Here is a 19,079-nt window from a genome sequence, read left to right as displayed (position 1 = left end):
CATTCTATTACTATTATACAAAATAGTTGTTTTTTGTAACAATATTGCTTTAATATTGAAAATGTATACAATCACTTTTTGCATATAATAAAAACCTCTTTTATTTATGTTATAATAATGAAAAATTGAAAGGAGATTCAATATGAAACCTTCACAACCACAATCTCAATTACAAAACCCACATCCTATTAATCGACTAGCTCAATCTATTTTCGTTGTGAATCGTCATGCCAAAGCTGCAACTAACCCTAAATATTTATACTGGTTAAAAAAGACAGCTTTAGAGCGTTTAATCGCCGAAAAAAAAGCAATTAAAGAAGGATTACATTTCTCTAGAAATCCACGTTTTAGCCAACAACAATCTGATGTTCTTATACGGTTAGGCGATTATTATTTCCACATCCCTCCTACGAAAGAAGATTTTCGAAACCTACCACATCTTGGTCATCTTGAATCCTCCTACCGAAACCCGAAAACAACCTTGTCTTTAACAGTTTCCAAAAAAACACTTCAAGATTATATTGGTCCTGAAGCACTGAAACAAGAAAAAAAATTAAGTGAACCTGTTCCATGGTATAGCCGCACTTATACAAAAAAATAAAACAGTTTGGCCTATGTTAGGCCAAACTGTTTTATTTTTTCTCTTCTTTAATTTTAATATTGGCTTGCTTGTAAAATGCAACTTTTTCTGTATTATAAGATTTCGTGAATTCATTAAACTTATCTTTTTCTGACTCAATATCCTTATACGATTGATTTACTACTTTAACTTTCTCACTAATATCTTTTAATTTTGTACCTTTATCCTGTAGCATCGTATATAACTCTTTTTCTTGCTTTAAAGATTTATTATAGCTATCAAACATCTTGTTAAATGACTCATGTCTTTTCTCATACGCACTTTTAACTTTATCCGCTTTGTCTTTTAATTTATTATCCTCAATTTTCTTTACGTACTTATCAGCTGACTTCACTTCTTCTTGTGCTTTATTTAAAGCCTCTTTTTCTTTTGTAAGCACTTTTTCTCGTTCATCTGTATTCTTTACTGCTTGATTCAGCTTTTCTTTAACGACTTGATTATTATCTTTTCCTTCTTGAACAATTTGGTTATATAATTCTTGTCCTTCTTTCTCTAAGGTTTCAAGTTTTTTTGCATCTTCAAACATTGTCTTTTCTTGCTTGGCAGCATTTTCAAATGCTACATATAATTCCTCTTCTGGTTTTGGCCCGAAACAACCCGCTAATAAAACCATTGAGAATGCGGCTACAATTGCTAATTTACTATATTTCAACATCTTTTCCTCCTACTTATAAACGATCCTTGTGTAAAAAAGCTATAAAAATCATATAATCCTTCTATACACTTCACACTCGCATCTTTTTTACGAAGATCATCAGTATTGTTTATCATGCTTGTACACATTTATTACTTGAAATTATTTTTCACGTTATTCTCTTTGAATTATGTAGCAGTTTCATGTCCATCTACTAAGTATATTTCACTTTGCACTTTTCATTCTCTACTCACACTATGTATTACCTTAAAATACAATGGAATTCACCAGAGCCATAATAATTAGAAGAACAACTATAATAATTCACCTGATAAAAGATGATTGTCGATCTCTCACATCTATCATTCCCTTTCCGCTTTCTATCAAATAATCTCTTTGTTCATTTTACACAGTACAAATACTACCTCGCAACAACTTACAAATATTCTTTTCCTTTCCTAAAAAGGAAAAGTGTAGAGCATGTTTTCCTCTACACTTTTAAAATGAAACACATTGTGCAAATGCATTGACACATCCATCATAATTATATGCCTATTTCATATATTTTTAAAGACTTTTATTACAATAAAAGTTGTTTTTGTAATAAAAGTCAAAAAAATGTTACAATCCGAATTTCTTCATATCATACTTCTTTAACTCAAAGTTTTACTCGTTATCTTTCAAATTTCTATACTGGTACAATTGATTCTGTGCCTTTCTTAACAATTCTTCAAAAGTTTTCCCTTCTACTGGATAACTAGCAGCCCCAAATAATAGCGTCACACTTAATAAACCACTTTCTATTTCACTTTCAATATTTTTCATTAATCGTCGTGTTATTGTTGATTTTTCATGACCATTATCAATCGCTACAATAACATATTTATTTTCATCCCATTTTGTAACGACATCACCTTTTCGAATCGTCTTTACAATAGTAGACTCCACTCTCTGTACTAACGCTTCCAACTTTTTTTCTTGCACTGTTTCCTTTAATCCCTCCCATTCTTTAACGGAAAGAATGTACACTGTAATATTGCGAGAATCTCGTTCAGATAAAGCAGCTACTTTTTCAAAAAAATCAACAACAAAATCATTACTCGCCATTCCCCCTACTTCCATATTCATACGTCCGTTTTCTCTTTTATCGTACCAATGGCCAAAGTAACAACTTAGCAACAGTTGCAAAATATAAATAATAAAGACAGTATAAAATGATCGCGAATCTAATTTTGCAATTACATCCTGAAGCGCAATCCATTCCGTAACAGCAACAGTATTCCCTAGTAATAATCCACTAATCTTCCCTTTATGTTTCATACTTCCTCTCCTTTCTATACCAATATATGTTTCTATAACAATAATGTTTTTCTACCAAATAAAAAATGTACATATTCTATGTACATTTCCGCTAGAGCTTGTATTCCTTTTTATTCTATTTCATATATATACTATATATCGTTTATAGAAAGGAGTGACCTATATGTTACAAAAAGAAAATCTATCAGATGCTATACGTTTACTAGCTGGTTTTTTGTTATCATTAAAGCTACTATTTACCTCTTTCGGAATAAACTTTATTACGAACGATCAAATCGACGCTATTGTAAATGTTATTTCATTTCTATTCATTCTATATTTTGGTTATAAAAATAACTATGTAGGAAAAAAAGGAATCGAACAAAAGAAAATACTCAAGAAGCACAACCTCCATTAAAAAAGGAACCTTTCGCGCAGGTTCCTTTTTATCATTGCCGCACCACAACTTCATTTGTTTGCAATGGGCCATATGAGACTGCTTTATGTTGAAATGTGTATGTAGCCTTAAACAATGCAGTTTTAACCGCTTTATCTTTATTTGCTTTTAATTTACAACTTAGTTCCACCTTCTCGTTCGGCAATAAATTATCGATTCTCCACCTTACAAGCTGGAATAAAAACTCGCTCATCCCCTTATTAACCTGCAGAGAATTCGGAATATACGAAAAGCAATCTCTAATCATATGACTTACAACGACTCGCGAAATCACTTCAATTCCTTTATTTTCAACTTCAATTCGCATAATAAGTATGTCGTTTACATCATAGATTAGTTCATATGAAAATTTTTCTTCATACATACTACGGATTTGTAATGTAACTGCTACATTAGGAAGTTCGCCTTCCTTTTTTGAGCCATCAATCCACAATACCGGCTGTAACGGTATTGTATCCCTTCCTTGATCCGAAATTCGCTTCCATATTTTCATAATATATATTCACCTCATTTCAGATGTACCATCCATACAATTCTATTCTTTCGCTTTACACAATAAACTACAAAAATGATGAACGCTTGTTACAAACGATATTTAATAGTTCCCTTCCTTTTATCCTATTCGACAATATAAAGAAAAAACCATTTTTCAACTGTTAACAGGAAGTATTCTTACTGAAATATTTTTTACAATTTACTTCATTGACTTTATAACAATATTCAGTATTGCTCACTCTTTTTCTTTCCATACAAAAGGATATTTTGGTGAAAGAAAAAGTTTGCCTTTTAGTCAAATTTGACTATAATATTCTTTATGGCATGTCAGTGCACTTATGTAAGAGAGTTTAAGAGGAACTATGCTTTAGATTTTTATGCGTTGCATTTAAAACTTAATATAGTTTACTTATTATTAAAGGAGGGGCATATTTGGAAACTCAACTATCAAAAAAAGACTCCAACAATACAAAGTTTGTTGTTGCTGGTTTACTACTTGGTATTTTAATGGCAGCAATGGATAATACAATTGTTGCAACCGCAATGGCGACGATTGTCGGAGACTTAGGAGGATTTGACAAGTTTGTTTGGGTCACATCGGCATATATGGTAGCAACAATGGCAGGGATGCCTATTTTCGGAAAACTTTCTGATATGTACGGACGGAAACGTTTTTATATTGGTGGACTCATTCTTTTCTTATTCGGTTCTGCACTTTGCGGGACAGCATCTAGTATTGAACAATTAAGTATTTATAGAGCAATTCAAGGTATTGGTGGTGGCGCCCTTATGCCTATCGCCTTCACAATTATGTATGACATATTCCCGCCAGAAAAACGTGGGAATATGACAGGGCTATTCGGTGCAGTTTTCGGGACATCAAGTGTATTTGGACCTTTATTAGGTGCCTATATTACGGACTATATAAGTTGGCATTGGGTCTTCTATATTAATATTCCATTAGGGCTTATCTCCTTCTTCTTCATTACTAAATACTACAGTGAATCTCTAGAATTTAGAAAACAAAAAATTGATTGGGCTGGTGCTATTACACTTGTCATTAGTATTATTTGCTTGATGTTCGCACTAGAACTTGGTGGTAAAACGTATGCATGGGACTCTAATGTAATTATCGGTTTATTTGCAACTGTTGTTATTATGCTTATTATTTTCTTCTTCGTAGAACGAAAAGCAACTGAGCCTATCATTTCTTTCCATCTATTTAAAAAACCTTTATTTGCAGCTAGCCAAGGCGTTGCCTTTTTCTATGGTGCTGCTTTTATCATCTGTACAGTTTATATCCCAATCTTCGTTCAAGGTGTTCTCGGAGGTTCAGCCTCAAATGCTGGATTAATTTTAACACCAATGATGGTCGGCTCTGTAATTGGAAGTCAAACAGGTGGACAGTTAGCTTCACGAACAAGCTATCGTAACATTATGATGGTATCTGGCGTTTTCTTCGTTCTTGGTATTTATTTACTAAGCACCTTAACAATGGACACACCTCGTATGCTTGTAACGCTATTTATGGTTCTCGCTGGACTTGGGGTTGGTTTCTCATTCTCAGTTTTAAGTATGTCTTCTATCCACAAATTAGAAATGAGAGACCGTGGTTCTGCTACATCAACAAACTCATTCTTCCGTTCACTCGGTATGACTCTTGGTGTAACGATTTTCGGTACAATTCAAAATCATATTTTTATTAATAAATTAAACACTGTGTTCCCTCCTGAACTTGCAAAATTAGCTCCAAAAGGTGGAGACACAAGTTTCTTATTATCACCAGGTGCTACCGAGAAGATTCCAGCAGAAATATTAACTGGTATTAAAGAAGCTCTCGCTACATCTATTGCCAACACATTCTTCTGGGCACTGATCCCAGCTGTACTAAGTATTATTTGTATTTTACTTATGGGAAATGAACGCCTATTTACAGGACCGAAAGCGAAACAAAAGCAAAAACAAGTAAGTTAGTATTAAAAAAGGAACGGCATATCCCTTTATGAAAAAGGATATGCCGTTTATAATATGTATAAAATCAAACTTTAATTAGTAGGGATACAGTTTTTATGTACAGGAGTTGAGACAGAATGAGCATGAAATTAGTCATTCTCGGCTTGCTACTCGAAGGAGATAAACATCCATATGAAGTGCAGCACATAATGAAAGAAAGACAGATGGATTATTATATTAAATATGCAAAAGGATCACTTTATTACGCCTTCGAGCAATTAGAAAAGCAAGGTGCAATTCGCATTACAACTATTGTTCGTGATACGAATAGACCAGATAAAACAATCTTTCATATAACAGAGGAAGGTAAACAACTATTTCACACGTTACTCTTAAAACAGTTCGAAGCAAAAAACCAAATATATAAACCAATTTATTCAGCACTTTCTTTCACTCATTTTGGTGATGATCAAGAATTAGTTCCAATTTTAGAAAAAAAGAAACATGATACCGTTCAATATTTACATAAAATGCAAACTATATATGATTGCAGTAAAGGAAAAATTCCACGTGCACAACTATATATTTTACAAAGTGTTATTGAGCATATTACCGTTGAATTACAATGGTTAAGTACTCTCCTTAACGATGCCATAGCAGGACGACTTTCAAAATTTGATGTAGATGAAAATTGAGCGAGTAAAGAAGACGTTCCCTCTTCTTTACTCGCTCAATTTTTCTATATTTTCACATTCCATTATATATCATTAATCTGAAAAACACCCAAATTATTCAGAATATTAAGAAATAAAAACTTTAGAATTTTCTTATTTTAAAACAGTAGACAAAATTCCAAAAATTATGTTAGAATTTGTTTCAATATCATATCGCTTGTTAAATTCCTTTCAAAAGGAAAATAGGTACACGAAAATTTCGTTTCGTGTTTAAAAGGGAAGCTTGGTGAAACTCCAACACGGTCCCGCCACTGTAAATGCTGAGATTTCTTTGTTAGTGCCACTGTGAGAACGGGAAGGTGAAAGAAATTATATGAAGCATAAGTCAGGAGACCTGCCTGTTTTAACAACACTGATAGATTCACGGATGATGATGAGGTGTTAAAACAAAAAGGAAGGCTTATTTTCTATGTCTTTGTACTTTTTGTTATAAGTATTTCCTAGTAAACGGAAATGCTTACTTTCAATTAGGGAGGAATTTAAAATGGCAATTCAAACAAGTAACTTAGGTTATCCACGTATCGGACTACAACGAGAATGGAAAAAAACATTGGAAGCTTTTTGGTCCAATAAAATTGATGAAGAACAATTTTTAACATCGATGAAAGAAATTCGCCTTCAACACGTAAAAGTACAGCAAGAAAAAGGAATTGAACTCATTCCAGTCGGCGATTTTACATATTATGATCACGTTCTGGATACTGCTTATATGTTAGGTTTTATCCCGTCACGTTTTTCTGAGTTTACATCTTACCTTGATGTATATTTTGCAATGGCGCGTGGCTCTAAAGATCACGTAGCTTCCGAAATGACTAAATGGTTTAACACAAACTATCATTATATTGTTCCTGAATATGAAGAGGGATTACAAATCTCTTTAAAAGATAATCGTCCACTTCGCTTATACGAAGAGGCAAAACAAGAATTAGGCGTAGATGGAAAGCCTGTTATTTTAGGACCATATACTTTCTTAAAATTAGCAAAAGGCTATAAACAAGATCAATTTGCTACTATTTTAAAACAGTTAGTTACACCTTACGTACAACTACTTTCAGAACTACATGCGGCTGGTGCACAAATCATTCAAGTTGATGAACCGATTTTCGCTTCTTTAACTAAAGAAGAAATTCAGCATGCGAAAGAAATTTATGAAGCTATTCGTAAAGAAGTTCCAAACGCGAATCTTCTTTTACAAACATATTTTGATAGTGTAGAAGAAAACTATGAAGAAATTATTACATTCCCTGTATCTAGTGTTGGTTTAGATTTCGTTCACGGTAAAGAAGGTAATTTAAATGCTATTGCGAAATACGGATTCCCAGCTGACAAAACTTTAGCAGTCGGTTGTATAGATGGCCGTAACATTTGGAGAGCTGACCTTGATGAAGTTCTTACGTTATTTACAACGTTACAAAAACAAGTCCAAACGAAAAATTTCATCGTTCAGCCTTCTTGTAGCTTATTGCATACACCAATCGATAAAACAGAAGAAACTCACTTATCGACTGAGCTATTCGATGCGTTAGCATTTGCAAATCAAAAATTAGAAGAGTTAGTTCTCATTCATTCTGCTTTGACTCAAGGTACAGAAAGCATTAGTAACGAACTTGAAACATATCGCAATGCGCACCATACAATACGTTCATCTGCTGCACGTAACCGAGAAGATGTCAAAGCAGCACGAACAGCACTAAAAGAAGAAGATTTTTCACGCCCTCTTCCATTTGAAAAACGATACGAATTACAACAAGTTGCTCTGCAGTTACCGTTATTACCAACAACAACCATTGGTAGCTTCCCGCAAACAACTGAAGTTCGTCAAACGCGAAAAGAATGGCGTAACGGCGTTATCTCAAATGAACAATATGAGCAATTTATTGAAAAAGAAACAGAAAAATGGATTCGTTACCAAGAAGAAATCGGTCTTGATGTTCTTGTTCATGGTGAATTTGAAAGAACTGACATGGTCGAATACTTCGGTGAACGTCTTGCTGGTTTCTCCTTCACTAAAAACGGTTGGGTACAATCGTATGGTTCCCGTTGCGTGAAACCACCTGTTATTTATGGTGATGTTGCCTTTATAAATGGAATGACTATTAAAGAAACTGTATACGCACAAAGCTTAACAGAAAAAGTAGTAAAAGGTATGCTAACTGGACCTGTCACTATTTTAAATTGGTCATTCGTTCGAAATGATATTTCAAGAAAAGAAGTTTCCTATCAAATTGCATTAGCACTTCGTCATGAAATTGAATTACTTGAATCGTCTGGAATTAGAGTAATCCAAGTCGATGAGCCAGCGCTTCGTGAAGGAATGCCACTAAAAGAAAAAGATTGGGATGCATATATTACATGGGCAGTTCAATCCTTCCTTTTAGCAACATCTTCTGTAGCCAATGAAACGCAAATTCATACGCACATGTGTTACAGTAACTTCGAAGATATTGTAGATGCTATTCGTGCATTAGATGCGGATGTCATTTCTATCGAAACATCACGTAGTCACGGAGAATTTATTGATACATTAAAACATACAACATATGAAAAAGGGATCGGTCTAGGGGTATACGATATTCATAGCCCACGTGTACCAAGTAAAGATGAAATGTTTGAAATCGTAGAACAATCTTTACAAGTATGTGATCCTAAATATTTCTGGATTAATCCTGACTGTGGTTTAAAAACAAGAAAAACGGAAGAAGTTATTCCAGCTTTAGAACACATGGTGCAAGCAGCAAAAGATGCTCGTTCCCTTTTAAAAACAAATGCATAACAAAAATGGGTTATCCTTCCTTAGGATAACCCATTTTTTATTCTTTACTTTCAAAAAAGAATTCGTATTGTAGTTTATATAACTCATCATCCGTTGGTTCTTCAAGAGGAATTACCTGCAATACAACTGTATACTCACCATTTGGAATAGGAATTTGAAATTTATTTGAAAGAATACTCGTTACAACGATACATTCATTTTTAACTGTAAAAGGAACCGTAACTGTTCTAATTACTTCTTCTTTCTCAATATGTTTTCCACAAGTCACTTTTACTTCACAAGTATAATCAGAAAGTGCTTCAAAAATAACAGTTCCATCCGCCTTAGCATAACCTCTATCAAAATCTTCATCCGTCCAGTCTACGTAAGGCTGTTCACCGTCATAGTTCATCAACATTAATTGTGAATAAGAAATTGTTAACTCCATCGTTCCCCTTCTCCTTCATTATGAAATATGTAACACTACTTCACTTCAAATTTCACACGCGTACCATCTGGATATTTATCTAACTTATTTCCTACCCAAGAACCTGCTCCGCGATTATCCGCTGGACTTATATATTCAATATGCGCCCCTTTTCCGCCTTCTTTACACATCGCCATGGGCCATTCATCACGATCATAGCCTTTTTTTGATGGATATGGAGCTAACGATAATTTCCTTCTATCTCCAGCACCACCGCGATCAATTGTACAAACTTCTGAATGTCCTTCTTTTATAGCATCCGTAATATGTTTCCCTGTCTCTGGATATCGCTCTTTCGGAAATTCTAGAACTTGATCATACGCATTCGTTTTTTTGATACTTGTTTCCTCTGGAACAAGTACTTCATACACCGCTACTACAATAGAAAGAATTGCAATAATTGAAATGATAATACCTTTTAATTGCTTCATGTATACCTCCATGATTCTACCAGTTTCTTTTCCTCCGTTATTATAACAAACTTCTCCTGTATATGTTTTCAGACATTATTTTAGCTCTTCTTCGCCATTCCGCCAAAAATCTCTCATTTTTCTTCATCTTTTCACTAATGCTGTAGAAAACTAATAACCTTCCGACATTCTTTTTCAAAGGAAGTCCTCATAAAAAGATTGAAATGATATATACGATACTTTTTGGGGAGGAAATAACATGGAAGCTATCTATAAAACAAAAGATGTCACGAATAAAACAGGCATCCCAAAACATATAGTCCGTAAATATAGCCAACTGTTAGAGGAACATGGTTATATCATTTCAAAAACAGCTGATGCTCGTATTTATAAACTGGATGATTTAAAACTATTGAAATCTATACATGAAAGAGCTGCTAAACTTCAAGAAGATATTTCAGAAACGATACCTATTATTTTAAAAGAAAAAGAGGCCCCGCCTGTACCCGCTATACAAGATAAGCAAGAAATACAAACGAAAGAAAAAGAAGATGGGCGTAACTTTGAGGAGTTCATGTTAAAACTCGAAATGCTCGCTCAATTAAATGAAGCAATTATTCATCAAAATTCTACTCTAATTACACAAAATCGTTTGAAAGATGAAAAATTAGATGAATTGATGCAACAAGTTTATGTAAAAGAAGGCTCTCAAGAAAAAATGCTACAAGAGTTAGTTGATCACGCCGCTCAAACAGATGCCTTGCAAAAAGAAAAGATGGACTTATTAATGAATCATATGTATAAACGAGAATCCAAGCAAGAAGAAAAAATGAATAAACTCGTTAATCAAATTTATAATAAAGACAGTAACCGTGATACACAACTTATGCAAGTTATTCGCGAAATTCAAGAAACAAAAAGAATGGTCGCCGCCTCAAAAGAACAAGGTTTCTTCCATTCATTTAAAAGTTTATTTAGCCGAACAAAACAAGAAAGAACAAACGAATAAACAATATAAAATAAAAAGTTACCTTCCATCGGTAACTTTTATTCCTTATTTCTTACAGCCGGTAATATAATAATCGCTTCAGTACCTTTTCCGCTTTCGCTTTTATATTCCAGTGTACCATTATGCGCTTGTAAAATACTAAATGTCACCATAAGTCCTAATCCCGTCCCTTTTTCTTTTAAAGAATAATACGGTTGTCCAAGCCTTGCTAACTGTTCTTTTGTCATACCAACGCCACTATCTTTAACTCTTATTACGATTGTTTCGTCTTTTTGAACAGCCGTTACTTTTAAATATCCTTTATTTCCTTGAATTGCTTCAATACCATTTTTAACAACATTCATAATAGCTTGCTTCAATTTCGTCTTATCACCAATCGTATAAAGGCTCTCAGAAATCTCAACTTGCAAATATACACCTTGCATCGCTGCAAATGATGACATCAAAGTAGTCATTTCTATAAGTTGCGCGGATAAACAAATGTGTTCTTTTTTCTCAATTTGCGGTCTTGCTAAATTTAAATAATCTGAAATAATTTGTTCCGCCCGATCTAATTCAGCTAATACGAGACGCATATAGTCCTTATTCTTCATTTCTTCCGTACTTTCTAGCAATTGGATAAATCCACGAACAACAGTGAGCGGATTTCGAACCTCATGTGCAACACTTGCTGCTAATTCACTTACGATATTAAGTTTTTCTGATTTTTGCATCTCAGTACGTAGTAATGCGTTTTCATTTAAATATTCCGTTAAATACACCTGAAATACCATAGTCATAACCATAATAAGCGAGGCAAATATAAATCCGCTATATATTTGCGAAATATACGGTGTAAAACCTGTTTCTAACAGCACATTAATTATACCAAATACTAGAAAAACCAATACATAAAATGACGAAATCATAAATGCTAAAATTAGCTTCTTACCCCTTGAAAAAAGAGACCATTTCTTTGATAAGAACAATGGAACTATCAATAGAAATATTACTTCTACAACTGGAAGAATGCTCATTCCTTTTAGTGCCCATTCATATGTAACAAAAATAACTGCTGGGATTAAACCGACAATCCCACCATATAAAAAACCACTGACAATTGGGATTGGGTGAAAGTTATACCCGCAAACATTGTCAAAACAAATAGAATATGTCATGGAGAGAACGAGCGTAACGCTAGATAAAAACATAATAAAGTAACGATTCGGCTTCGGAGGCATTTCTTGATAGCGATTTAAACGAATCGCTTCATATAAAAATAATGGCAAAATAATGATGGCAATTTGGATCAATAAATCACGGATAAGCTCCATAGCCTCTCATCCCCTATATGTATTTTGATATGATTATATCATTTTATCAGTGTATTTGTTTTAAAATTTTGATTTTTCTTAACATATTTGTTAATTCTTTGTTAACAACACATATTAATTGTTACAGATTTTCGAAATGATTGTAAACCCTGTACCAAATTTCCTTCATGCAGTATACAATGAATACGGATTACAAAGAAAATATAAAAAATACTTCACTAGACGGACAACTATAGTAAAATACAGCATATAATCCATACTATCTATGTTTACAAATAAGTGATCATTACTTTAGTAGGAGGAAGATAAATATGGCGGGTACTACGCTTGTTTTAAAAGAAGAAAATTTGGTTGTTCTAGAAAATGTTGAAAAATCAGTGTATGAGGAATTACAGCATAAAACAGGAGAAGCAGATTGCACATGTGCTGTGAACGAATCAGTTGTTCACCTTGGCAAAGTATCCTCTGTACTTTGGAATGAAGATGAAATAGATTGGGAATACGGATACTAAAAAGTCGCTTATAGCGGCTTTTTTTCTGTTCTCTCTTTCTAAATTTCATATACAAAGCGTAATTATAGAAAGTATGATAAAATGAACTTAATTTTCAAACGGAAGAAAGGGAGATACAATGGAACAATTCATCAATCCTAGAGTAAAGGACATCCAAATTTCTGGAATCCGCCAATTCTCTAATATGATTCAAAACTATGATAATCTTATCTCTTTAACAATTGGGCAACCCGATTTCCCTACACCTTCTCTCGTAAAAGAAGCGGCAAAACGGGCCATTACAGAAAATTATACAAGCTACACACATAACGCTGGTTTACTAGAATTACGAAAGGCCGCTTGTAACTTTGTAAAAGATAACTACGATTTACATTATTCAGCTGAAAACGAAACCATCGTTACAATCGGTGCTAGTGAAGCAATTGACGTTGCATTCCGAACGATTTTAGAGCCCGGGACAGAAGTAATTTTGCCTGCTCCTATTTATCCAGGTTACGAGCCTATTATTCGACTATGCGGCGCAACGCCAATTTTTGTAGATGTTCGTGAAACTGGATTTCGTTTAACTGCTGCAGCACTAGAAAATGCTATTACAGAAAAAACGAGATGCGTCGTACTGCCATATCCTTCTAATCCAACTGGTGTAACTTTATCAAAAGAAGAATTAAAAGATATTGTATCAGTCTTAGAAGATAAAAATATTTTTGTTCTTTCAGATGAAATTTACAGCGAACTTGTATACGAAGAAAAACACACATCTATCGCCCATTTCCCAGAAATGCGTGAAAAGACGATCGTCATTAACGGTTTATCTAAATCACATTCTATGACTGGCTGGCGTGTTGGACTTTTATTCGCACCAAGCTATTTAGCAGGACATATTTTAAAAGTTCATCAATACAATGTAACATGTGCTACTTCAATCGCTCAATATGCCGCAATCGAAGCATTAACTGCCGCTATAGACGCACCGAAGATGATGCGCCACCAATACAAAAAACGCCGTGATTACGTATATAATAGACTCACTCAAATGGGGCTAACAGTTGAAAAACCAACAGGTGCATTTTACTTATTCCCATATGTTGGCCATTTAACATCTTCATCATTTGATTTTGCACTTGATCTAGTAAAAGAAGCTGGACTAGCCATCGTTCCTGGAACAGCATTTTCTGAGTATGGTGAAGGTTATCTTCGCCTTTCCTATGCATATAGTATCGAAACTTTAAAAGAAGGCTGTGATCGTTTAGAAGCCTTTCTACAAAAAAAAGCTAAGAGTTAAACTCCTAGCTTTTTTTATGCATAATGATCACATGTTTGACGCTTCAATAATTTATGCGGAATAATGATACACTTGGCAGTAGATTCAGCATTCTCCACTTTATCAACTAAAGCTTTTGCTGCTTCATATCCTAACTGATATATATTCACATCAACTGTTGAAAGCGGCGGACTCGCAATTTCTGATAATAAAGCATTATTAAAGCTTACAATTGAAACGTCTTTCGGTACAACGAATCCTTTTTTAGAAAGCGCACTTAACACACCAAGTCCAATTAAATCATCCGTAGCTATAATTGCTGTCGGTGGTTGTTTTAGTCCCATTAACTCTTCAACAGCTTGTTGACCACTTTCCCTTGAAAAATCAAAATGTAAAATATACTCTTTCGGTAATACAATGTCTGCTAATTTTAAAGCATCACTCATACCTGCTAAACGATCTCTTGTTACAAGTAAATCTGAGCCACCACCAATGAACGCGACCTGTTTATGTCCTAGTGAAATTAAATATTCTGCCACTTCTCTTGCAGCTGTATAATTGTCATTATCTACATATGTGATTTCATCTTTTCGATCATATGGTTTTCCAATTAAAACAAACGGGAAGTTTTGGTCATGCAAGTATTGAATAATCCGATCGTTCTCTCTTGAATATAAAAGAATAATACCACCAATTTGACGCCCTTGTACCATTTTTACAACACCATTAAAAATTTCATCTTCCGTTTCACCTGTCGACATATAAAGTGCATACCCTTCCACATGTGCAAATGAACTAATTCCTCTTATAACTTCCGGGAAAAACGGATTTTGAAAAGCTTTACTTGCAGAGCTTGGCATAACAAGACCAAGTGTCTTCGTCGTTTGGTTCGCAAGGTTTCTTGCATTTAAATTTGGATGATATCCTAATTCACTCATTACTTTTCGAACACGGCGCTTTGTCTTTTCACTTATACTTGGATTATCAGCAATTACACGAGAAACAGTTGATGGTGCTACGTTCGCCTTCTTCGCCACATCTTTAATTGTAACTGTCATAAAAAATCCCCTCCTCTCACTTCTCTGCCATTTTTCATATATTTTATCTTGCACTCGTTGCAAGTCATAGGAGAAGTCATAAACTTTCATTTATTTATTTTATCTTGCAAAACTTATCATATTCTCCCTCTCCATGTATTGTAAGGGATATAGCTCTTTTTTCCTATACTATAATATACTATTTATTTCACTTATTTTCACATGTGATGTCAAATCTCTTTTCATCTCCCTATAAAGCTTTTTATAGGGAGATGAAAAGAAAAATGGGACGTAATGTCCCATTTTTCATCCTTTCGTACCTCCAGCTGTTAAACCAGAGATAAAGTATTTTTGTAGTGATAGGAATAAAATTGAAATTGGGATTGCAATTAATACTGAACCCGCTGCAAACGTCGTAAATTCATTACCAAATTTCTTCGCTACCATTTCATATAATCCAACTGCTAAAGTATAATTTTCTGGTGTGCGCAAAATGATACTCGCTAAAATGAAATCTGTAAATGGACCGATGAAAGTGAATAACGCTACAACCGCTACGATTGGCTTTGCAAGCGGCATAATGATTTGCCAAAAAATACGAAAATGCCCTGCTCCATCCATACGAGCTGACTCATCCAATTCTTTCGGAATCGTATCAAAATACCCTTTCATAAGCCATGTATTCATAGGGATTGCCCCGCCTACATAAATTAAAATTAATGCAAGGTGTGTATCAATTAATCCTGTTAACTGCGCTAATACGTAAAGAGCGATTAACGCTGCAAAGTTCGGAATCATTTGCAGAATTAAAAATGTTAGTAAGCCATTTTTTCTTCCAACAAAACGGTATCTCGAAAATGCATAAGCAGTAAAACTAATTGCTAACACTGAGAAAATCATCGTTAAAACACTTACTTTTAATGTGTTTTTATACCATAGTAAGTAATTACTATTCTCTAGATCTAATAACTTACGATAATGATCTAACGTTGCATTTTGCGGAATAATACTTGATCCAGATAAACTATCACCCGGATTAAACGATGAGCCAATAATCCATAATAATGGATAGAAAATGATGGCACACATTACAAAAATAACGAAATAGCTTAATGAGAGACGTAACATCTTCTGTCTTTTAATATTCATTTACATCATATCCTCTTCTTGGAATGATTTTGTTCTCTTAAATTGCCATAACGCAACTGTAATAACGATTAACGATAAAATCATTGTAAGAGCTGCTGCTTTCCCGTACTGCGCTGAAGTCATCGTCAACTTATAAATCCATGAAATTAAAATATCTGTTCCACCTGCATCTTGTCCAGCTACAGCAGGACCTCCGCCGTTAAATAGATAGATAATACTAAAGTTATTAAAGTTAAACGTATATTGCGTAATTAATATTGGTGCTGTTGCATATAAAACAAGTGGCAATGTAATTTTACGAAACTGTTGCCAAGCTGTCGCTCCATCTACTGTAGCCGCTTCATATAATTCTCCTGGAATCGATTGCAAAATACCTGTTGTCATTGCAAAGACGAATGGGAACCCAAGCCACGTTTGAATCATAATTAAAGCTATCTTCGCCCAAAATGGATCTGTCATCCAAGCTATCTTTTCAATTCCGAATAACGCCAATACTTGATTGTTAATTGCTCCAAATGTTTCATTAAACATACCAGAAAAAACAAGAATAGATACGAATGCTGGGACAGCCCACGGTAAAATGAAGATTGTTCGAATAATTGCCTTACCTTTAATACCAGGCTGGTTTACGATAATCGCTAAAAAAATACCGAGTGCAACTTGTAATGTCGTTGCAACGAATGTCCAAATGACTGTCCAAGAGAATACACTTAAAAATGTCTCTCTCCACATCGGTAGTGTGAAAATATCAATAAAGTTTTTGAAGCCCACCCAATCTACTAATTTAGCTGGAGGAGAATGATATAAATCATAGTTCGTAAATCCAATTAAAATTACGAAAATGATTGGAAATACAACAACAAAGATAAGTAGTAGAAAACCTGGCGAAACCATTAAATATGGAAAGCCTTGATCTAGTAAATTACGGTATTGCTCTTTTACAGAGTTTAATGGTGTTCCGATATCACGTTTCTTTCCATTTTGATATGCATCATATAAATTAAATGCATATATTCCGAGTCCAAACACGATAACGATAAGTGCTAAGATCCCTTCCACTAATAGAAAGACAGAATGATCACGTGGAACTTCTGTACCAAGCGTTACAATCCCCCATAATCCCATATTTAATAAATCAGCAAAGGCTACAATAAATGAACCTGTTAATACTAGAAAAATAAGACCTTTTACAAATTGTTTATTATACATTTGGCCCACGCCCGGAATGATTGATAACATGGTTGCCATTTTCCTATGTTTTGAACCGTTCATATCTTTCATTGGTTCCATAGATGTTTGCATATTCCTTCCCCCTTTTTTCTTCCTACTTGGAAGGGAGAGAATTCGTGCCTCTCATATTAGAGGCACGAACTTCACCTTATTTTTTCTTGTTATGATTTGCCTCAATATTACCTTTAATTTGCTTCACTGCACTATCAAGAGCTGCTTTTGGCGCCTCTTTATCTGTAACAACTAATTGAAGGGCATCTCCAGCTGGCTTCCATACTTCTTGCATTTCTGGAATGTTTGGCATTGGAATTCCATTTTCTGATTGCGTTGCAACCGCTTTTGCAGCTTCGTTATCTTTAATAATCGGATCTTCCATTACTGATTTTACTGGCGGAATTTCTTTCGTTTTCTCAAATCTAATTTTCGCGTTTTCTTCATTCGTTACCCATTCAGTGAATTTAGTAGCTAAATCATTTTGTTTAGAGAAGCTTGTTACATGCCATCCTTTTACCCCAACGAACGTTTTCATCGGTTGACCATTTGGTAATTTTGGCATTGGAGCAACACCATAATCAATTCCGTTCTTTTCCATCGCTTGGAACGCCCATGGTCCGTTCATGATAGAAGCTGCTTTTCCTTCATTAAATAATCCGTCAGCAGCAGGTCCACCAGATTCACCGATAATACCTTTCGGGAATAGTTTTTCTTTGTACCATTTCTGAAGATATTCAGCACCTTGTACAGCACCACTATTATTTAACCCAACATCACTTGCATTTGGTTTTCCATCTTTTTCACCAAACACATAACCACCCATACCTGCCATGAATGCATTAGCAAAGTAGAAATTATCTCCTAATGTTAAAAATCCGTACTTGCCATCCTTTGTAAAATCTTTTGAGAAGTTAAACAATTCGTCCATTGTTTCTGGTGCTTTTTGCATAAACTTTTTATTGTAAATAAAGACTGGTGTTTCAATCGCTTTTGGTAAGCCATATAGTTTCCCGTTATATGTCTGTGCTTCTATTGATAAATCAGTAAACTTACTCTTAACAGCATCATCTGCTTTCACTTCAGAAAGTAAGCCCTCTGTTACTGCATTTCCGATTTGATCGTGTGGCAATGTTACAACATCCGGTCCAGTCCCCGCTGGTCCATCAAGACGTAACTTCTTCACTTGATCTGTCATTTGCATTTCAACAACTTTTACTTTTACTTTATATTTTTCCTCAAAGCTTTTCACTGCTGGTTCTAAACCAACGCCTTTTTTATCATCTTCCCAAACGAGAAGGTCATAGTCTTTCTTCGCTTTACTTTCCTCTTTTTTCCCTGAATCTTTCGGCCCACATGCAGATAACATACCAATTGATAATGCCGAAACCGTTAATAATGATAATGCTTTCTTCATCCCAAAAAACCTCCCTAAATTGTCTATGTACCTTACTAATTGAAAACGTTTGCATTTGAAAGTTTAATAGAAGCGCAAACCCTATCTCAAATCTATGAAAACGTTTGCGCTATTTGTCTATCATTATACATTCTTTTATTCATTTTGCAAATATTAATTTTAAAAATAATGTCATTATACTCTTTATACATTGACTTTATATGAAATGAATACTACTCTTATAAGCAATATTAAAGCTAACAGAAAGGCAATCGTTTGCAATACAGGCTTTATTATTACATTTAAGGGAATAATATGTA

At 34.3% G+C, this 19,079-nt stretch carries 18 protein-coding genes and 1 riboswitch; of the genes, 8 read left to right on the top strand and 10 right to left on the bottom strand.

The features are described from left to right. Positions 1–142: 142 nt before the first annotated feature. Positions 143–601 (top strand): YkyB family protein, encoded by a 459-nt coding sequence (locus tag JDS81_RS03675; RefSeq protein ID WP_097879212.1) that lies wholly within the window; start codon positions 143–145, stop codon positions 599–601. Positions 602–632: 31 nt separating this feature from the next. On the opposite strand, the gene JDS81_RS03670 is transcribed toward JDS81_RS03675, so the two are convergent. Next, positions 633–1,295: a YkyA family protein gene (locus tag JDS81_RS03670; RefSeq protein ID WP_097954287.1), complete on the bottom strand. Its 663-nt coding sequence runs from the start codon at positions 1,293–1,295 to the stop codon at positions 633–635. 645 nt (positions 1,296–1,940) lie between these two features. After that, positions 1,941–2,594 (bottom strand): diguanylate cyclase domain-containing protein, encoded by a 654-nt coding sequence (locus JDS81_RS03665; RefSeq protein WP_000680808.1) that lies wholly within the window; start codon positions 2,592–2,594, stop codon positions 1,941–1,943. A 163-nt stretch (positions 2,595–2,757) separates the two neighbouring features. Between JDS81_RS03665 and JDS81_RS03660 the strand changes: the two genes are divergently transcribed. Continuing rightward, positions 2,758–2,991: an SPP1 phage holin family protein gene (locus JDS81_RS03660; protein ID WP_000939445.1), complete on the top strand. Its 234-nt coding sequence runs from the start codon at positions 2,758–2,760 to the stop codon at positions 2,989–2,991. 31 nt (positions 2,992–3,022) lie between these two features. On the opposite strand, the gene JDS81_RS03655 is transcribed toward JDS81_RS03660, so the two are convergent. Next, a complete protein-coding gene (locus tag JDS81_RS03655; RefSeq protein ID WP_097954288.1) occupies positions 3,023–3,523 on the bottom strand; it encodes a hypothetical protein in 501 nt (166 codons plus the stop codon). 434 nt (positions 3,524–3,957) lie between these two features. Here JDS81_RS03655 and JDS81_RS03650 point away from each other — a divergent pair, with 434 nt between their 5' ends. The 3 genes from JDS81_RS03650 (at position 3,958) to metE (ending at position 8,985) form a co-directional block, all read left to right on the top strand. Then, positions 3,958–5,499: an MDR family MFS transporter gene (locus JDS81_RS03650; protein ID WP_097954289.1), complete on the top strand. Its 1,542-nt coding sequence runs from the start codon at positions 3,958–3,960 to the stop codon at positions 5,497–5,499. Positions 5,500–5,615: 116 nt separating this feature from the next. Then, a complete protein-coding gene (locus tag JDS81_RS03645) occupies positions 5,616–6,173 on the top strand; it encodes a PadR family transcriptional regulator (protein ID WP_000062081.1) in 558 nt (185 codons plus the stop codon). 206 nt (positions 6,174–6,379) lie between these two features. Continuing rightward, a riboswitch (cobalamin riboswitch) is annotated at positions 6,380–6,568 on the top strand. Between the two features lie 128 nt (positions 6,569–6,696). Beyond that, positions 6,697–8,985, top strand: a complete 2,289-nt coding sequence (gene metE, locus JDS81_RS03640; protein ID WP_097954290.1) for a 5-methyltetrahydropteroyltriglutamate--homocysteine S-methyltransferase — start codon at positions 6,697–6,699, stop codon at positions 8,983–8,985. 37 nt (positions 8,986–9,022) lie between these two features. On the opposite strand, the gene JDS81_RS03635 is transcribed toward metE, so the two are convergent. Together JDS81_RS03635 and nucA are read right to left on the bottom strand one after the other, a co-directional pair. Beyond that, positions 9,023–9,412 carry a competence protein ComJ gene (locus JDS81_RS03635; RefSeq protein ID WP_000424021.1) on the bottom strand — a complete coding sequence of 130 codons (390 nt, stop codon included), beginning with the start codon at positions 9,410–9,412 and terminating at the stop codon, positions 9,023–9,025. Positions 9,413–9,447: 35 nt separating this feature from the next. Further along, positions 9,448–9,882, bottom strand: coding sequence for a DNA-entry nuclease (nucA, locus tag JDS81_RS03630; protein ID WP_000811503.1), 435 nt, complete (start codon positions 9,880–9,882; stop codon positions 9,448–9,450). A 238-nt stretch (positions 9,883–10,120) separates the two neighbouring features. On the opposite strand from nucA, the gene JDS81_RS03625 reads away from it, so the two are divergent. Next, entirely contained in the window at positions 10,121–10,870 is a 750-nt protein-coding gene (locus tag JDS81_RS03625) for a DUF3967 domain-containing protein (RefSeq protein ID WP_000387496.1), read from the top strand. Between the two features lie 38 nt (positions 10,871–10,908). On the opposite strand, the gene JDS81_RS03620 is transcribed toward JDS81_RS03625, so the two are convergent. Next, on the bottom strand, positions 10,909–12,183 hold the full coding sequence (locus JDS81_RS03620; RefSeq protein WP_000420365.1) for a sensor histidine kinase: 1,275 nt from the start codon (positions 12,181–12,183) through the stop codon (positions 10,909–10,911). Between the two features lie 311 nt (positions 12,184–12,494). Here JDS81_RS03620 and JDS81_RS03615 point away from each other — a divergent pair, with 311 nt between their 5' ends. Both JDS81_RS03615 and JDS81_RS03610 read left to right on the top strand, forming a co-directional pair. Next, positions 12,495–12,695, top strand: a complete 201-nt coding sequence (locus JDS81_RS03615) for a hypothetical protein (RefSeq protein ID WP_000929282.1) — start codon at positions 12,495–12,497, stop codon at positions 12,693–12,695. Positions 12,696–12,813: 118 nt separating this feature from the next. Continuing rightward, the gene (locus JDS81_RS03610; protein WP_097954291.1) at positions 12,814–13,977 is read left to right on the top strand and encodes an aminotransferase A; all 1,164 of its coding nucleotides are present in this window, start codon (positions 12,814–12,816) and stop codon (positions 13,975–13,977) included. 14 nt (positions 13,978–13,991) lie between these two features. Here the strand turns inward: JDS81_RS03610 and malR are convergent, their stop codons facing one another. From malR to JDS81_RS03590, 4 genes are all read right to left on the bottom strand, one after another. Continuing rightward, on the bottom strand, positions 13,992–15,014 hold the full coding sequence (gene malR / locus JDS81_RS03605) for a maltose operon transcriptional repressor MalR (protein ID WP_000219032.1): 1,023 nt from the start codon (positions 15,012–15,014) through the stop codon (positions 13,992–13,994). Between the two features lie 285 nt (positions 15,015–15,299). Beyond that, entirely contained in the window at positions 15,300–16,142 is an 843-nt protein-coding gene (gene malD, locus JDS81_RS03600; RefSeq protein ID WP_001022595.1) for a maltosaccharide ABC transporter permease MalD, read from the bottom strand. Continuing rightward, positions 16,143–17,444, bottom strand: coding sequence for a maltosaccharide ABC transporter permease MalC (gene malC / locus JDS81_RS03595; protein ID WP_001195002.1), 1,302 nt, complete (start codon positions 17,442–17,444; stop codon positions 16,143–16,145). Between the two features lie 76 nt (positions 17,445–17,520). Next, complete coding sequence (locus tag JDS81_RS03590; RefSeq protein WP_000709915.1) at positions 17,521–18,780, bottom strand: extracellular solute-binding protein; 1,260 nt, start codon at positions 18,778–18,780, stop codon at positions 17,521–17,523. Positions 18,781–19,079: the final 299 nt, after the last annotated feature.

Source organism: Bacillus cereus group sp. N31 (genome assembly GCF_016483245.1).
In the GTDB taxonomy this organism is placed as follows: Bacteria; Bacillota; Bacilli; order Bacillales; family Bacillaceae_G; genus Bacillus_A; species Bacillus_A toyonensis.
Note: the sequence above shows the minus strand (reverse complement) of the source record. Positions and strands in the feature narration are given on the sequence as shown.

Bases quoted from the DNA above. Each gene is read 5' to 3' on its own strand.
- JDS81_RS03675 (WP_097879212.1), top strand. From the start codon at position 143: ATGAAACCTTCACAACCACAATCTCAATTACAAAACCCACATCCTATT.
- JDS81_RS03670 (WP_097954287.1), bottom strand. From the start codon at position 1,295: ATGTTGAAATATAGTAAATTAGCAATTGTAGCCGCATTCTCAATGGTT.
- JDS81_RS03665 (WP_000680808.1), bottom strand. From the start codon at position 2,594: ATGAAACATAAAGGGAAGATTAGTGGATTATTACTAGGGAATACTGTT.
- JDS81_RS03660 (WP_000939445.1), top strand. From the start codon at position 2,758: ATGTTACAAAAAGAAAATCTATCAGATGCTATACGTTTACTAGCTGGT.
- JDS81_RS03655 (WP_097954288.1), bottom strand. From the start codon at position 3,523: ATGAAAATATGGAAGCGAATTTCGGATCAAGGAAGGGATACAATACCG.
- JDS81_RS03645 (WP_000062081.1), top strand. From the start codon at position 5,616: ATGAGCATGAAATTAGTCATTCTCGGCTTGCTACTCGAAGGAGATAAA.
- metE (WP_097954290.1), top strand. From the start codon at position 6,697: ATGGCAATTCAAACAAGTAACTTAGGTTATCCACGTATCGGACTACAA.
- JDS81_RS03635 (WP_000424021.1), bottom strand. From the start codon at position 9,412: ATGGAGTTAACAATTTCTTATTCACAATTAATGTTGATGAACTATGAC.
- nucA (WP_000811503.1), bottom strand. From the start codon at position 9,882: ATGAAGCAATTAAAAGGTATTATCATTTCAATTATTGCAATTCTTTCT.
- JDS81_RS03625 (WP_000387496.1), top strand. From the start codon at position 10,121: ATGGAAGCTATCTATAAAACAAAAGATGTCACGAATAAAACAGGCATC.
- JDS81_RS03620 (WP_000420365.1), bottom strand. From the start codon at position 12,183: ATGGAGCTTATCCGTGATTTATTGATCCAAATTGCCATCATTATTTTG.
- JDS81_RS03615 (WP_000929282.1), top strand. From the start codon at position 12,495: ATGGCGGGTACTACGCTTGTTTTAAAAGAAGAAAATTTGGTTGTTCTA.
- JDS81_RS03610 (WP_097954291.1), top strand. From the start codon at position 12,814: ATGGAACAATTCATCAATCCTAGAGTAAAGGACATCCAAATTTCTGGA.
- malR (WP_000219032.1), bottom strand. From the start codon at position 15,014: ATGACAGTTACAATTAAAGATGTGGCGAAGAAGGCGAACGTAGCACCA.
- malD (WP_001022595.1), bottom strand. From the start codon at position 16,142: ATGAATATTAAAAGACAGAAGATGTTACGTCTCTCATTAAGCTATTTC.
- malC (WP_001195002.1), bottom strand. From the start codon at position 17,444: ATGCAAACATCTATGGAACCAATGAAAGATATGAACGGTTCAAAACAT.
- JDS81_RS03590 (WP_000709915.1), bottom strand. From the start codon at position 18,780: ATGAAGAAAGCATTATCATTATTAACGGTTTCGGCATTATCAATTGGT.